Raw genomic sequence first — 15,679 nt, forward strand, 5'->3', positions numbered from 1 at the left:
GCGAGGCACCGAGTGGTGGGGCAAAGACCTTTTGGTTACTTTTGGCTGGGCCGGCATTCCGGGCGTTTGCCAAAAGTGACCCGCTGTAAGAGCGGAACCCTAAGTGGCCGTTACCGAAGAAACGGATATGTACCCCCCTCCCCCCATCTCATGCTAAACCCCTGGCCCGCCAGCAAAACACCGCACTGACCGCAATCGCCGCCCCCGCCACGCCAAACACCCAAGGCGCCGACGCCACCGGCAACAACAACCCCGCCAGCAAAGGCCCAAGCCCCGCCCCCACATCACGCCACACCGCATTCGACGCCAACGCCGAAACCCGCATCGCCCCCGGATTACGCTCCGCCACCAGCGTCGTCACCAACGGCAACTGCAACGCCCGCAACACCAACACCGCCGCCGCCCCCACAATCACCCAATGACTACCAAACGCCCCCAACGCCAACGCACTGAGAAACGAAAACAGCAGCAACATCGACGTAGCACCAAACTGCTGCGCAGCACGCCCCCCCAGCGGACTCAGAAGCAACTCCGAAACATATCGCAGCGCCATCAACCCACCGGCAATCAATACCGCATTGCCACCCAGCAGCTTCTGCGCCTGAATCGACAGGCCAAAGATAAACAACCCATCCAGCGCCACCCCTTCGATAAACGACCAGGTCGCCACACTGTCAGGCAACTTGAACCGCCGCCCCGGCGTGCCATGCAAATTGTGACCCGCAGTCGGCAACCCCCGCGCCATCCACAACCCCACCAGGCAACACACCGCCAGAATCCAGAAGATCGGCCGCGGCCCCACCTGCAACGTCAGCCACCCACCCAACGGCAAGGCCAGCATCGGCCCCAGGGCAATCAACGCCCGCGACCGCCCCGCCCGCCGCGCCGCACCCTGCGGTTCAGAGGTGGCCAACACTTGAGTGGAAAGGTTCAACGCCGCAAAACACAGGCCCCAGACCAACCGCAGCCCGAGCAAGGCCGCAAACCCGGACAGCATCGAGTTGCCAAGGGCACACACCGCCGCCGCGCCGGCGGCAATGGAGCACGTCAGCCGATCACCGTTACGGGCGTAGAAATTCAGAACATGCTTGTAGCCGAAGATCCGCACCAGGCGGTTGGCCGCCAGCAGCACCCCGGCCTGGGCCAGGGTGATACCGAACGCCTGGGACTCCATCGGCAGCACCAGGTACAGCAACACGTCACTGGGCAGGCACAGGCCAAGGGTCAGCGCGGCACGGCGGGAGTGGGAATCAGCACTGCGTTGGGCCAGATCAGACATAAAAGCTGAAACATTCAGAATTATTTAGACGGCCACGGTAGCCGTCTACCTCAAGGTTTTACAAGGCCCAAATAATTAAACCTTGGCGCCGTCCTGCATCAGGCGCAACCCGCTGGCCACCGCGCCCACCAGGGCAAACCCGCAGCCCAGCCACAACGCGTACTGCGGGCCGCTGCTCAGGGACAGGTGGAAACACAACGCCACCAACGAAGCGCCGAGTGTCTGCCCCATCAACCGCGACGTGGCGACGATCCCGCTGGCTCCCCCGCTGCGGGCAATCGGTGCGCTGGTCATGATCGCCTTGAGGTTGGGCGACTGGAAAAAACCGAACCCGGCGCCACACAGGGCCATGCGCCAACCGATGTCGAAGGTCGAGGCGTCGTTGCCCAGGGTCGCCAGCGAGGCCATGCCCGCGCTCAACATCACCAGGCCGATGCCGCACAACAACGCCAGGGAGATACGGTCCGCCAGGCGCCCGGCAATCAGCGCCATCACCGCGACCACCGCCGGCCACGGCGTCATCAGGAAACCGGTGGCCACCTGGCTGTGCCCCAACACGGTTTGCAACAGGAACGGCAGCGACACAAACGCCAGCCCCTGGGCGCTGAACGCGCAAATCGCGGTGAGGGCCGACAAGGTGAACAGCGGGCGCTTGAACAGATCCACCGCGAGCATCGGCGCCGGGTGCCCGGCCTGACGGCGGATCAGCAACAGCCCGCACAGCAGCGCCACGGCGATCAGCCCCAGCGTCAACACCGCCTGCGCACCGTGCACCGCCGAGCCCAGGCCCAGCACCAGCAGGGCAAACAATCCGGCGCAGAGAATTGCCGCCAGCCGGTCGAAGGCATGCCCGGTGATCGGGATCACCGGAATCGCCCGCACCCCGAGCCACAGGGCCAGTGCCCCCAGGGGCAGGTTGATCAGGTACAACCAGTGCCAGGTAGCCACCGATAGAATCGCCGACGCCGCCGTCGGCCCCAGGGTAAAGGCCAGCCCTACCACCAGTGAGTTATACCCCAGCCCTCGGCCGAGGATTTTTGCCGGGTAGATGTGCCGCAGCAGCGCAATGTTGACGCTCATGATTGCCGCAGCGCCCAGGCCCTGCACCACCCGGGCGGCAGTCAGCGTCGGCAGTGACCAGGCCAACCCGCAAAACAGCGACGCCACCACAAACACCAGCAAGCCGCCGAGGAACACCCGGCGGTGGCCGACCACATCACTCAGGGACGCAAAGGGCAGTACCGCCGCAATGGTCGCCAACTGGTAGGCATTGACCACCCAGATCACCGAAGCGGAGTCGGTGCCAATCCCTTCGGCCAGGGTCGGCAACGCGGTGTTGACGATGGCCGTGTCGAGGGTCGCCATGCCGATCCCCAGGGAAATGGCGACAACCGCCGCTAGACGCTTATCACTGGGCAACCCATCAGCTACTGAAGACATGGACAATCCGCACACGTGGCAAAGGCGTCTAGATTACGGGCAGCGGCCTTTTTTTTCAGCGGGCAAATGCGCGGCTGTCCAAATATTCATGTTCAGGTGCGCCATTTGCCCATCTGCGCCATCTGCACCAGCACCTCGGCCAGGGCGGGCTGCGGCGCGCTGTTGACGGTGACCAATGCCACGCAACGGCTTGGCCGCAAGGTCGCCGCTGCCGTGACGGCACGACCGCCGAGATCGAACCCACCCAGCACAGCCTCGGGAATGTGCAAGGCGTTCATCAGGTCCAGAACGTCCTGGCCGAGAACGACTTCCTGAGTGACGGCGGGCGCAGCCTTGTCCAGTTGCGTGGTGCTGCCATGGCCTCGCAGGTACGGGATGACTACCCGAAAGCCTTGGGACACCAGATGCGGCGAGACCTCGGCAAAACGCTCAAGGTCGCCGTCAGCCCCATGCAGCAAAATGATCGGCCGGCCGCCTTCCGGGCCGGCTTCGTAGTAGCCGATATCCAGCAGGTCGGTGCTGACCTGGCGGATCGTCCAGGGCGCAGGCGCCGCCCATACCGGCAGTGACAACGCCACTGAAGCAATGGCGGTGGAAATCAGAAAGCGACGGCGATTGAAAAAAGACATGGGTTTATAGCTCCGAAAAATTCGACACTGGAAGGTCGTCAACAACCCCCACAATCAACTCGCTGCCGATCCAGCCGGCCAGCCACTCACCGGCTTTTGCCACGCCCTCCTCCTCCCCCAGGCGCTCCACCAGAAACTCGCACAACCCGGCGAAACTGCCGTCACCTTGCAGGTGCACCAACGCCTGGAACTCCAAAGCCTCGACTTGCCGCAAGCGCGAGGTGAACTGGCGACGCCACACCAGCAGCCCACCGGCCTCGGCCAGCATCAGCGCCTCGGGCGCCGGGGTTTGCTGCCACAATGCCGACCAGATCGCCTCGGCGTTGGTGGTCAGCCCATGGCAGCGCAGCGACGGCGTGAGTTGCAGGCGTGCCGTGTCCCAATCCACCGACGCCAGCACGTCCATGGGCAACGGGCTGGCATCGGCGGCGACAAACGCTTCATTGAGCGACGACTCGATCCAGGCCAGTTCATGCACGTCGGGATTGTTGGGAAACAGTTCGCCCAGGGTCAGGTGAAAACCCTCGGGATAGACGTCCAGGGTCCAGGCATGGGGCGGATGCCGGTCGATATGGCTGACGCACGCGGCCAGGAACGCCTCGTCCCCGACCCAGCGCCGCAGGTTGGGAAACGCCTGTTCCAGGCAACCCACCAATTGCGCGCGGTAGTTGTTCTGATACACCGCCAGTCCCGCGGCCTTGTTACCCAACATCTCGGCCGACTGCTCCGAGGCACTCACCAGCCAGGTATGAAAAGCCTGCTGCCATTGCGCGAGATTCATGAGCGCACCTGCGCACGCTTGTAGGCCTCGGAGGCACCGAGCATGCGGGCGATCGACAGCTCCTCCAGCAGCTCTGCCAGGGGCGGGATCTCGTCATCGCGCTCGATCATCGTGGCGACCGGGCCGAGCAACGCAACGGCCTTGGCATACAAGTCCCAGACGCCGTCACACACCGGGCTGTCGTGGCTGTCGATCAGCAAATCGCGGCCCTGGCTATGGCCGGCCAGGTGAATTTGCCGGACCCGCTCGGCCGGAATCCCGTCGAGAAACGCGAGAGCGTCAAAGCCATGGTTGCTGGCGCTGACAAACACATTATTGACGTCCAGCAACAGCTCGCAGCCGGTGCGCCGGGACATGGCGGCGATGAATTCCCACTCGCTCATGGACGCGTCATCAAAGGCCAGGTAGCTGGACGGGTTTTCAAACAGCATCGTGCGGCCCAACACTTCTTGAGCCAGGTCGATATTGGCGCAGACCCGGTCCAATGCCTCATGGGTGTAAGGCACCGGCAACAGATCATGGGAGTTGAAACCCCCGCTGCGGGACCAGCTCAAGTGGTCGGACACAAACAGCGGTTCGATCTCGTTCACCAGCGACTTGAGGCGTTTCAGGTAATCGCGATCGAGGCCCTCGGCCGTGCCGATCGACATCGACACCCCGTGCAGCGCCACCGGATACCGCTCGCGAATCTGGCGCAGGATGTGCCGGGGCTGGCCGCCCGCGACCATGAAATTCTCGGAGATCACTTCAACGAAATCCACCGCCACCGGGTTCTCCAGGAACTCGCTGTAGTGTTCCTTGCGCAGCCCCAGGCCATAGCCTGGAAAACGCGGGTTGGGTGTCGGCATCATGTGGTCTCCGTTGCATAAATAGGCGGCGGGCCCAACCTGGGCCCGCCGGGGTGTTACTTCGGTTCGGTAGTGGTGCCGCCCAGCTTCAGGCACTCGGACGGGGTCTTGACGACAACGCCCTGGCCCTTGCAGCTGTTGAGGCCCTTGCAATCGTTCTTGGCCGTGGCGCACAGGCTTTCGCCCTTGCAGTTGTTCACGCCGTAGCAGCGACCCGGCTGTTCCGGCTGGTCGGCGGCGCTGGCGGCCGCCGCGAAGGAAGCGGACGCCATGGCGATCAGGGCGGCAGCAGTGGCAAGGCTCAAGCGGGATTTGATGGATGTGCTCATGGGTATTACTCCTCGGGGGTGGGGTTTATTTGATGACGGATGCCGCGTCTTCGATGACCCTCGCCACAGCCTCGGGCTGGGAGATGTACACCGAGTGGCTGGCCTTGATTTCAGTGACTTTCGAGCCGGCGCGCTTGTACATCCAGCGCTGCAGATCGGGGCTCAGGGCACGGTCTTCGGTGGACACCACGGCGTAGGTCGGCTTCTTGTGCCAGGCCGCGGCCCACACGGTGCCGCCAAACAGCGCGGTGGTGGCCGGCACCTGGGAGGCGGCCATGAAGTCGGTGCGGTTGGTGGTCAGGTCGGCAGCAAAATCGGCATTGAACTTGGTGCGATCAAAGAACAGATGCCCGTCGCGGGTCTGCATCACGTCATTGCTCGGCGCCGGCATCGACGACAGCAGCTGGCTCATGTTCTCGCCGACTTCCGGTTGCAGGGCCGAGACATAGACCATCGACTTGACCTTGTCGCGGTCACCGGCAATCGAGATCACCCCGCCGCCGGAGCTGTGACCCACCAGCACCACCGGGCCGACCTGCTGCTCCAGCACTTCGCGGGCCTCGGCCACGTCGGCGGCGAGGCTTTCATGGCCCTGATGCACCACGGTGACCTTGTAGCCCTTGTGAATCAGGATGTCGTGCACCACTCGCCAGCCGGAGCCGTCGACAAAGGAACCGGGCACGATCACCACGCTTTTACCGGTGCCCGGCTGGGGCTTGGCTGCATCGGCGGCCGAGGCCACCAACGGTGTAGCGAGTGCCATGGCGATCGCCAGGGAAGAAAGAATACGCATGCGACTCTCCACAGGCCTTGGGGCCTGATCATTGTTGTGAAAGGGTTAACGGCGTTGGCCGGACAGCACGCGGTCCAGTGACCAGGCCCCGCCGCCATACGCCAGCAGCGGCAGCAACAAGCCCGCCCAGGTCAGGTGGGTCGGCCAGGCGTCGGGGTACACGAACACCTCGATCACCAGGGTCATGCCCAACAGCGCGGCAGCCGCCGGGCGGGTCAGCAGGCCCAGCACCAGCAACAGCGGGAACAGATGCTCGGCATAGGTCGCCAGGTGCGCTGCCCAGTCCGGCGGCACCAGCGGCAAGGCGTATTCCGAGCGAAACAAGGTGTAGGTCGACGGCTTGAGCTGCAGGAAACCGGTCACCTTGGTGCGGCCCGAGAGGAAAAACACCGAAGCGATCCCGAGGCGGGCCACCAGCAACAGCAGCGCCTCAGGCAGCACACGCTTGAGCACCGCAGGGGCCAGGGCAATCATGGTTGTTCCGTCAGGCTGCCGAAGCCTTTGGGGGTTTTGATCTGGGTGCAGGTGCCTTTGTCCACCAGCACCCAGGCGTTGCCCTGGTAATCCGCCTTGGCGGTGCCGGCGCAGGAAGTCCCGGCACCGGCGGCGCAATCGTTGGCACCGGCGAGGGACACGCCGAAGCATTTTTCCTGAGGCTTGGCATCCTCGGCATGGGCGGTGGCGGCGAAGGCACCGAGGGACAGTGCGAGGGTGGCGGCAAGGGCTGCGTAATGGCGCTTCATTGTTGAATCTCCTGGCTTGACTGAATGTGGCCAGGGCGCTTGTGCGGTGAGTGACCGCCTGCGCCATCTGGTAGACAGATTTAAAGCCAGGCGTGTATCCCGTCTGTGTCGCGTTCCCTCCTTCTATTCATGCCGGTGTATCAGGTGGGTGCTGATACACAGTCTGATACACAGCCAAAAAAACCACGCCAAACCACCGCCGTTTTATTCGGCATCCCGAACGACACAATTAGAAATATTCGCCTTTCCGAACACCCACCTTCCCCCGCTTTCGACGACCTCAAAAATCCCCATAAATTTCATACGGTTGTTGTCATCTTTGTTACATGCCAACTGGCATACATTCTGCTACATCAGGTTTTCTAGTAATAAAATGTTTCTAAATTGAAACAGTCTCATCGCCTGAAACCCAACGGCCCCGCGCCCTATAACAACGTCCATGCCCCAAAGGAGGGCGACAACTCTCACCTTTTTGATCGACTTCAACTCTCCAAGCCTGCTGCCGCACGTAAGCACCCAAAAGGGCGAATGGCCTGATCGCCAATAACAAGCCCGACTACAAAAAAGGACAAATTGATGAGTTCGAGCAAATACCCCGCAGTGTCCTTCACGGACCTCGTCCCCCAGGCCCCGGACCACACTGAGAATGCAATCGGTTTCGGCCCCTTTCTCTTGTTGGCGCGCCAGCATGTATTGCTGCGCAACGGCGAGCCGGTGACCCTCGGCAGCCGCGCCTTGTACCTGCTGATCGCCCTCGCCAGCCGGGCTGGCGAGTTGCTGGAAAAGTCCGAGCTGATCTCTTTCGCCTGGCCCAAGGTGGTGGTGGAGGAATGCAACCTGCGCGCGCAGATCGTTGCGCTGCGCCGGGCGCTGGGGGATGACGGCAACTTCAGCTACATCGTCACCGTGCCGGGCCGGGGTTATCGGTTTGTCGCGCCGGTGACGATGCAGGCAGTGAGTGAAGGCGCCATCGCCCAGGCCCTGCTGCCCGCCCCGACAGTAGAGGCACCGAACCTGCAACCGGCGCCCACCACGGTGATTGGCCGCGAACAGCTGATCCTGAGCCTGGCCGACCAGGTACTGAGCCAGCGTTTCGTGACCATCACCGGCCCCGGCGGCATCGGCAAGACCACCGTGGCCCTGGCCGTGGCGCAACTGCTGCAGGGCCGCTTTCACCAGGGCATGTGCTTCGTCGACCTGGCACCCGCCACCAGCGGCCAATGGGTGGCCGGCATGCTCGCCAACGCCCTGGGCATTCAAAGCGTAAGTGACGAGCCCTTGCAAAGCGTGGCCTCGATGCTCGCCAACAGCCCGTTGCTGCTGGTGCTCGACAACTGCGAACACGTGCTGCAAGCCACCGCCGACGCGGTCGAGGTGCTGCTGCGTTGCGCGCCCCAGTGCTGCGTGCTGACCACCAGCCGCGAGCCGCTGCGGGCCGAGGGCGAACGGGTGCACGACCTCGCCCCGTTGCTGGTGCCGGACGAAGACGTGAACTTGAGTGCCGAGCAAGCCATGACCTGGTCGGGCATCGCCCTGTTCATCGAACGGGTCAAGGCCCTCGACCCCGGCTTCGTGTTCAAGGACACCGACGTCGCCGCCGCCAGCGCCATCTGCCGCAAGCTCGACAGCAACGCCCTGGCCATCGAAATCGCCGCAGCGCGGGTCCGCACCTTTGGCATCCAGGACCTGGTGGGGTTGCTCGACGGCAGCTTCCGCCTGCAAATGACCGGCCGGCGCACCGCCCTCGCCCGCCACCGTTCACTGAGCGCGACCCTGGACTGGACCTACTCGATGCTCACCGGCGACGAACAGGCCATGTTGCGCCAACTGGCGGTGTTCACCGGTTCTTTTACCCTGGACGCGGTCAAGGCCATGACCGCCAGCAGCACCCTCGATGCACGCAATGCCCTGCCCTTGCTGGAAAGCCTGATGGACAAGTCGCTGCTGATCGCCGGTGAATCGCAGTTGCTCAAGCGCTACCGCCTGCTGGAAACCACCCGCGCCTACGCCCTGGAGAAACTCAACGAACACGGCGAAGCCGACGCCACCCGCCAGCGTCATGCACTGTATGCGCTGGGCGTATTGCAGGAAGCCGGGCAGACCCTCGACGGGCTTTCTCCCGAGACCTGGATCGGCCTCTACGGCCCGGAAATCAACACCATCCGCACCGCGCTGGAGTGGGCCTTTGCAGCCTCGGGCGACCTGCCCACCGGCATCGAACTGACCCTGGGCGGTGTGCCGCTGTGGCTGCGCCTGTCGCTGGTCAGCGAGTGCCGCACCTGGGTCGACAAAGGCCTGGCCAGCGCCGCCACCACCCCGCTGCCGCTGCGCCAGCGCATGCTGTTGCAAACCGCCCTGGCCAGCGTGCTGATGCTCACCTATGGCACCGGCGGGCCAATGCGCGAAGCCTGGCGCCAGGTGCGTGAAGACGCCCGCGACCTGGGCGATGCCGAGCACAAGCTGCGGGCGCTGTGGGGCCTGTGGAGTGACCGCTGCGGCTGCAACCAGTACGTCGAAGCACTGGAATTGGCCGAGCGCTACATCAGCCTGAACAACTGCGGCAACCAGCAACTGCTGGGTAAACGCATGCGCGCGCTGGCGTTGTTTCACATGGGCGACCTGGCCGGCGCCCGACAGAATATCGACGAGGCGCTGGGGTCACCGTCAGCGCCGCGCTCGCATATTATCGACGTGCATTTTGACCAGCGCATCGCCGCCCGCTGCCTCAAGGCACAGGTGCAGTTGCTGGAAGGCGATGTCGACCCGGCGCTGCGCCTGATCGGCAGTTGCGTCGATGAAGCCATCACCCTCGATCACCCCGCGACCCTCTGGTACACCCTGTGCCTGGGGGCAATTCCCCTGGCGCTGTTGGCGTCCAACCTGCCCAAGGTGCGGTACTACCTGGGCTTGCTGCAAGACAGCACGACCCAGCAGGACCTGCACATCTGGCGTCAGTTTCGGCTGTGCTTCGAGAGCATCCTGCTGATCCGCCAGGGGTCGCCCGAAGAAGGCGTGCCGTTGCTGGGTGAGGCCTTGCATCACCTGCATGGGCAAGGCGACAGCCAGCTTTATAGCTTGCTGCGTTGTGAATACGCCCTGGGTCTGGCGCGGCTGGGCCTGGAGAAACTGGCGCTGGAGGTATTGGAAGACACCCTGCAATTGGCGCTGGGCCGGCATGAGCGCTGGTTCGTGCCGCAGATGTTGCGGATCAAGGCGCAGCTGATTCTGCGCCAGGCCCAGTACGGGTCGGTGGACAAGGCCAAGGTGTTGCTGCGCCAGGCGTGGGTGGATGCGCAACTGGCCGGGGCGCATTTCTGGCGGGCGCAGATTGCCAGTGACCTGGCCAGGTTGCAGGAGCCGAAGATGCGGATTGCTTCGTTGCCAAGGTTTCAGCACCGGTAGAGGCTGCCGGCATGTAACGGTAAAAAGGGGACGGTAAAAAGGGGACAGATCTATTTTATAAATAAATCTGTCCCCTTTTCGCTATTTTATAAATAAATCTGTCCCCTTTTCGCTCTTTTTGAACTCCGGCAGCCGCGCTATTGATCCGCCGCATAGATGACGGTTTGCGCACTGTCGGGTGCAGCGGGTCGGCGGGTGAAGTAGGTGTCGCCTTCATCCGTATGAATCTCGTATTCAAACTTGCTGGTCGCGCGGCCCGTGGCGGTGGCGTGCTTGATGATCTTCAGCACCCGCTGGAATTTCACACTTTGGGTGCCGTTCTGATTGGGCCCGGTGAGCACGTTGACGCTTTGAAACCAGCCGTCGTTCTTCTTGTTCGCCACCAGGGCGCCGGTCATGGCTTCAAACCGCTCCAGCCGGGTAAAGCCCCACAATGTCTGCTCTTCCACGGTTTGGCCGAGGGCCGCAGAGCCGGTAAACACGAACAGGTTGATCGCCGGGCTGTCTTCACAGAAGAAATCGTAAGGCACCAGGCCGTCGACCATTTTCTTGCCGGCCACGAAGCCTTTTTTGTGCACCTGAAACATCGCCACCTCCACGCCAATGGCGTCACTGAACATCAGCTCACGCAGGAGAAAAGTCTAAAGGCGCAGGGCGTACAGGGCGGTCAAGCCAATGTAATATCGTGTAAAGATCCCACCCGAGGCAGGATGATTTCCACGCTCAACCCGCCGGACGGCTCGTTGTGCGCCTCGATGGTGCCGCCATGCATTTCCACGGACCTCAAGGCGATCGCCAGGCCCAGTCCGAAACCGGCATCGTTGTCATTCGGGCCACGTTCGAAAGGCTCGAAAATACTCCGCAGCCGCAGGTTTTCAACGCCCGGACCCTGATCGGTGATCAACACCCGCAGCCAGCGCGTGTCGGGGCTGACCTCCGCCGAAACCCGCACCGTGGTATCAGGCTGCGTGTAGCGCACGGCATTTCGAATGACATTTTCGAAACACCGATACAGCAGCTCGCCGCTGGCCCGACTGACAAAGTCCGGACACGCCTGCAAGGTGACACTGCAGCCTTTGATACCCGCCTCGAACTGAGCGTCCTCGACAATCACGGCCAGCAATTCGACGATATCCACCGGCTCGCGCTCGATGCTTTCGGGACGGCCCTGCACACGCGCCAGGGTCAGCAGCGCCTCGATCAGCGTGTCCATGCGCGCCGATTCACGCTGGATGCGCCCGAGCATTTCCTGGCGTGCCGGGTCTTGCTGCAACAGCCCGATGGCCACTTGCAGGCGCGTCAACGGTGAGCGCAGTTCATGGGAGATGTCGTGCAGCAGCTGTTGCTGGGCCTCCACCAGCAGCTTGAGCTGGTTGGCCATGCGGTCGCAGTCTTCGGCCAGGTCGACGATTTCATCACGGCGCTTGCCCATCATCGGCCGCACCCGGGTTTCGAAGCGGCCCAGCGCAACGTCGCCCATCGCCCGCCGCAGATAAGCCAGCGGCCACGCCAGGTAGTAGGCCATGTACCCACTGAACAGCGCGCTCATCAGCGTGCCGATGATCAGCGGGATCCAGTGGCCCAGGCGCCCGGGTTCGTGGGGAGGATGGGAAGACCTGAGGGACAGCGCGGCCCCGTCCTTGCTGATCAGCGACTTTTCATAAGCCACCTGCGAGACCGGCGTGCCGGCCAGCAATTGACCGGCACTGTCATAAACGCCAATGGCTTGGCCGTGGGGTGGCTGCCACACCGCCAGGAGCTGGCGGCCCGACTCGACACCGTACTGTTCCAGCAACTGTTCTTCGCTGGCCAGGATCGCATCCAGATGGTGATCCCCCGGGCCCAGGCTGCCCGCCACCAGAATGCTCAACCCCACCAGAAACGTCAGGCTGGTGGCCAGCCAAAAGGCCAGGAAGAGTTTCCAGAACAGCCGGCTGGGTTTCATCATTCGGCGATCAACAGGTAACCGAGGCCACGCACGCTCTGGATCCAGGCCTTGGCATCCGGGCGCGGGCCCAACTTCTGGCGAATGCTGCTGATATGCACGTCGATGCGCCGGTCATAGCGGGTCAACGGGCAGCCCAGGGCATTGAGCGACAGGTCCTTTTTGCTCACCACCTGGCCGGCGCACCGGGCCAGCACTTCAAGTAGGCTGAATTCGGTACTGGTCAGCCCCAGTGCGCAGCCTTTCCAGAGGGCCTGGCGCTTGCCGGGCCAGAGCACCAGGGCGCCGGTCTTGATCACGTCAGCGGCCGGCGGGTCCACGGGTTGCACCCGGCGCATGATCGCGCGCAGGCGCGCCACCAGTTCACCCGGGGAACTGGGCTTGGGCACGTAATCGTCCGCGCCAAGCTCCAGCCCGGTGATCCGGTCGATGTTGTCGCCCCGGGCCGTGAGCAACACCACCGGCACCTGGCTGCTGGCGCGGATGCGCCTGAGCACTTCTATGCCCGAGAGCCTGGGCAGCATCACGTCCAGCACCACAATGCTGTAGCGCCCCGACAGTGCCTCGACCTCACCCTCCTCGCCGGTGTGCACACAGGTCGCCTCAAAGCCTTCATGCTCCAGGTATTGGCCCAGCATTTCAGTCAGTTCCTGGTCATCGTCGACTAGCAATACACGGATCATGGCGAGCTCGTGAAAGGGTACCCCCACAGTATCGCCCAGCCTCATCGCCCCGGGGCCAACCTTTACCTAACTTGACACTTGGTTAACCGCACCAAACCCGCGCCGCTCTTATGCTTGCCGTCCACCCGTCTGGCCGCGTTGTGGTGACCCGTCTGCGGCGAGTCATCCCGGCGCGCTTGCGCTGCTTGTCGATGTGTTCTGGAAAAGATCTTGATGAATTTTTCGCGCCTGCTCTGCTCGGTTGCGCTGCTGCTCAATGTCACACTTGCACACGCTGAAGCCTTCAAAATCTCGGATATCCGTATCAACGGTCTGCAACGGGTCTCGGCGGGCAGCGTGTTTGGTGCCTTGCCGCTGAACGTGGGGGACGAAGCGGATGACCGACGGCTGGTGGATTCCACCCGTGCGTTGTTCAAGACCGGCTTCTTCCAGGACATCCAATTGAGCCGCGACGGCACGGTGCTGATCATCAATGTGGTCGAGCGCCCATCGGTGTCCAGCATCGAGTTCGAAGGCAACAAGGCCATCTCCACCGAAGACCTGCTCAAGGGCATGAAGCAGTCGGGCCTGGCCGAGGGCGAGATCTTCCAGCGCGCCACCCTGGAAGGCATGCGCAACGAACTGCAGCGCCAGTACGTGGCCCAGGGTCGCTATTCGGCCACGGTCGACACCGAAGTGCTGCCGCAGCCGCGTAACCGCGTGGGCCTGAAGGTCAAGATCGACGAAGGCTCCGTGGCCGCGATCCAGCACATCAACGTGGTGGGCAACCACGTGTTTACCGACAAGGAACTGATCGGCACGTTCACCCTCAAGACCAGCAACTGGCTGTCGTTCTTCACCAACGATGACAAGTACGCCCGTGAAAAACTCACCGGGGACCTGGAACGCCTGCGCTCCTATTACCTGGACCGTGGTTATATCAACATGGACATCACCTCGACCCAGGTGTCCATCACCCCGGACAAGAAGCACGTCTATATCACCGTCAACATCAACGAAGGCGAGAAATACACGGTGCGTGACGTGAAGCTCAGCGGCGACTTGAAAGTGCCCCAGGACCAGCTTGAAGCCCTGTTGCTGGTGCAGAAAGGCCAGGTGTTCTCGCGCAAGCTGATGACCACCACCTCGGACCTGATCACCCGGCGCCTGGGTAACGACGGCTACACCTTCGCCAACGTCAACGGCATGCCCACGCCCCACGATGAAGACCACAGCGTGGACATCGTGTTTGCGGTCGACCCGGGCAAACGGGCCTATGTGAACCGCATCAACTTCCGTGGCAACACCAAGACCGACGACCAGGTGCTGCGCCGGGAAATGCGCCAGATGGAAGGTGGCTGGGCGTCGACCTACCTGATCGACCAGTCCAAGGTTCGCCTTGAGCGCCTGGGCTTCTTCAAGGAGGTCAACGTCGAAACCCCAGCCGTGGCGGGGGTCGACGACCAGCTTGATGTGAACTACGCGGTCGAAGAACAAGCGTCCGGCTCGATTACCGCCAGCGTCGGTTTTGCCCAGGATGCCGGGCTGATCCTTGGCGGTTCGATCACCCAGAACAACTTCCTGGGCACCGGAGATTATGCCAGCCTGGGCCTGACCCGCTCGCAGTACCAGAGCAAGTACAACATTGGCTTTACCAACCCCTACTTCACGCCGGACGGGGTGAGCCTGGGCTATAACGCGTTCTACAGTGCCACCGATTACAACAACTACTACGACGATGGCAGCGGTGTTTCCTACTACTCCATTAACAGTTACGGCCTGGGGGCCACACTCGGCTACCCGATCAATGAAACCTCGCGGTTGAGTTTCGGCCTGACGGTGCAACACGACAGTATCGACCCGGGCATCTACAGCTCTGATGAGATCTACGATTTTCTTCAGCGCGAAGGCAGTGAGTTCACCAACTTCAAGGCCAACCTTGGGTGGTCGGAGTCGACGTTGAACAAAGGCGTGATGCCGACCCGTGGTTACTCGCAGAACCTGAACCTGACGGTGACGCTTCCGGGCAGTGACTTGAGTTTCTACAAACTCGATTATTCCGGGCAGACATTTGTGCCGATCACCAATTCGACGACGCTGCGTTTGCATACCAAGCTCGGTTACGCCAACGGGTACGGCTCGACGGACGGCCTGCCGTTTTATGAAAACTACACGGCCGGGGGTGAAGGTTCGGTGCGCGGGTTTGAAAGCGGCACGCTTGGGCCGCGCAGTACGCCGGCGACCGGGGCGTATGCCAGTGCGGGCCAGCAGTACTACAGCGACCGCAGTCCTGAGGCGTTGGGGGGCAACATCCTGATTACCGGGGGGGCGGAATATCTGTTTCCGATGCCGTTCCTTAAAGATAATAAATCGGTGCGTACGTCTGTGTTCTGGGATGTGGGTAACGTTTATTCGGACAAGTGTGCCCTCAGTACTACCCAGGGTTGTAATGGGGTTGACCTGAGTCAGCTGGGTGCCTCTGTGGGGGTTGGGGCTACGTGGTACAGCCCGTTGGGGCCGTTGAGTATCAACCTGGCGTTGCCGGTTCGTACGCCGGAGAATGCGACCAAGCAGGTGTTCCAGTTCTCCATGGGGCAGAATTTCTGATCTGCCTGGGTACATATCCGTTTTTGCGGTTATGGCCGCTATTGGTTCCGCTCTTACAGCGGCTCACTTTTGAAAAGCGCAAAAGTAAGCAAAACGCTCTTGCCCCACCACTCGGCACCTCGCCTAGGCTCGGTGTGCCCTCACTCCGGCTTTGGACCGTGGGCCGCCGTCATGGGCCATCCCTGGCCCAGGACGGCTAACCCGGCGTCCTGCCGGGTTAC

At 62.5% G+C, this 15,679-nt stretch carries 14 protein-coding genes; 2 read left to right on the top strand and 12 right to left on the bottom strand.

Annotated features, from left to right (window positions below):
* Positions 1-148: 148 nt before the first annotated feature.
* The 9 genes from HX805_RS31905 to HX805_RS31945 all read right to left on the bottom strand — a co-directional run bounded on the left by HX805_RS31905 (position 149) and on the right by HX805_RS31945 (position 6,842).
* On the bottom strand, positions 149-1,279 hold the full coding sequence (locus HX805_RS31905) for an MFS transporter (protein ID WP_008430461.1): 1,131 nt from the start codon (positions 1,277-1,279) through the stop codon (positions 149-151).
* Between the two features lie 75 nt (positions 1,280-1,354).
* A complete protein-coding gene (locus HX805_RS31910; protein WP_023658995.1) occupies positions 1,355-2,719 on the bottom strand; it encodes an MFS transporter in 1,365 nt (454 codons plus the stop codon).
* A 92-nt stretch (positions 2,720-2,811) separates the two neighbouring features.
* On the bottom strand, positions 2,812-3,348 hold the full coding sequence (locus tag HX805_RS31915) for an alpha/beta fold hydrolase (protein ID WP_177010091.1): 537 nt from the start codon (positions 3,346-3,348) through the stop codon (positions 2,812-2,814).
* 4 nt (positions 3,349-3,352) lie between these two features.
* Positions 3,353-4,129, bottom strand: a complete 777-nt coding sequence (locus HX805_RS31920) for a DNA-binding domain-containing protein (protein WP_177010092.1) — start codon at positions 4,127-4,129, stop codon at positions 3,353-3,355.
* Positions 4,126-4,977 (bottom strand): DUF692 domain-containing protein, encoded by an 852-nt coding sequence (locus tag HX805_RS31925; protein ID WP_177117654.1) that lies wholly within the window; start codon positions 4,975-4,977, stop codon positions 4,126-4,128. The genes HX805_RS31920 and HX805_RS31925 overlap by 4 nt, the downstream gene beginning before the upstream one ends.
* Before the next feature lie 56 nt (positions 4,978-5,033).
* Positions 5,034-5,306 (bottom strand): hypothetical protein, encoded by a 273-nt coding sequence (locus tag HX805_RS31930; protein WP_003211275.1) that lies wholly within the window; start codon positions 5,304-5,306, stop codon positions 5,034-5,036.
* Between the two features lie 25 nt (positions 5,307-5,331).
* Positions 5,332-6,099: an alpha/beta fold hydrolase gene (locus HX805_RS31935; RefSeq protein ID WP_177117651.1), complete on the bottom strand. Its 768-nt coding sequence runs from the start codon at positions 6,097-6,099 to the stop codon at positions 5,332-5,334.
* 45 nt (positions 6,100-6,144) lie between these two features.
* Positions 6,145-6,573, bottom strand: a complete 429-nt coding sequence (locus tag HX805_RS31940; RefSeq protein ID WP_003211272.1) for a DoxX family protein — start codon at positions 6,571-6,573, stop codon at positions 6,145-6,147.
* Entirely contained in the window at positions 6,570-6,842 is a 273-nt protein-coding gene (locus tag HX805_RS31945) for a DUF2282 domain-containing protein (RefSeq protein WP_003211270.1), read from the bottom strand. The genes HX805_RS31940 and HX805_RS31945 overlap by 4 nt, the downstream gene beginning before the upstream one ends.
* Before the next feature lie 576 nt (positions 6,843-7,418).
* Between HX805_RS31945 and HX805_RS31950 the strand changes: the two genes are divergently transcribed.
* On the top strand, positions 7,419-10,244 hold the full coding sequence (locus HX805_RS31950) for a winged helix-turn-helix domain-containing protein (protein ID WP_177117652.1): 2,826 nt from the start codon (positions 7,419-7,421) through the stop codon (positions 10,242-10,244).
* Positions 10,245-10,381: 137 nt separating this feature from the next.
* Here the strand turns inward: HX805_RS31950 and HX805_RS31955 are convergent, their stop codons facing one another.
* The 3 genes from HX805_RS31955 to HX805_RS31965 form a co-directional block, all read right to left on the bottom strand.
* The gene (locus HX805_RS31955) at positions 10,382-10,831 is read right to left on the bottom strand and encodes a hypothetical protein (protein WP_043225222.1); all 450 of its coding nucleotides are present in this window, start codon (positions 10,829-10,831) and stop codon (positions 10,382-10,384) included.
* Positions 10,832-10,911: 80 nt separating this feature from the next.
* Entirely contained in the window at positions 10,912-12,192 is a 1,281-nt protein-coding gene (locus tag HX805_RS31960; RefSeq protein ID WP_177117653.1) for an ATP-binding protein, read from the bottom strand.
* Entirely contained in the window at positions 12,189-12,872 is a 684-nt protein-coding gene (locus HX805_RS31965) for a response regulator transcription factor (protein WP_003211262.1), read from the bottom strand. Before HX805_RS31965 ends, HX805_RS31960 begins: the two co-directional genes overlap by 4 nt.
* Positions 12,873-13,085: 213 nt before the next feature.
* Between HX805_RS31965 and bamA the strand changes: the two genes are divergently transcribed.
* The gene (gene bamA, locus HX805_RS31970; protein WP_102368638.1) at positions 13,086-15,458 is read left to right on the top strand and encodes an outer membrane protein assembly factor BamA; all 2,373 of its coding nucleotides are present in this window, start codon (positions 13,086-13,088) and stop codon (positions 15,456-15,458) included.
* Positions 15,459-15,679: the final 221 nt, after the last annotated feature.

Source organism: Pseudomonas sp. G5001, assembly GCF_013385475.1.
Taxonomy (GTDB): Bacteria; Pseudomonadota; Gammaproteobacteria; order Pseudomonadales; family Pseudomonadaceae; genus Aquipseudomonas.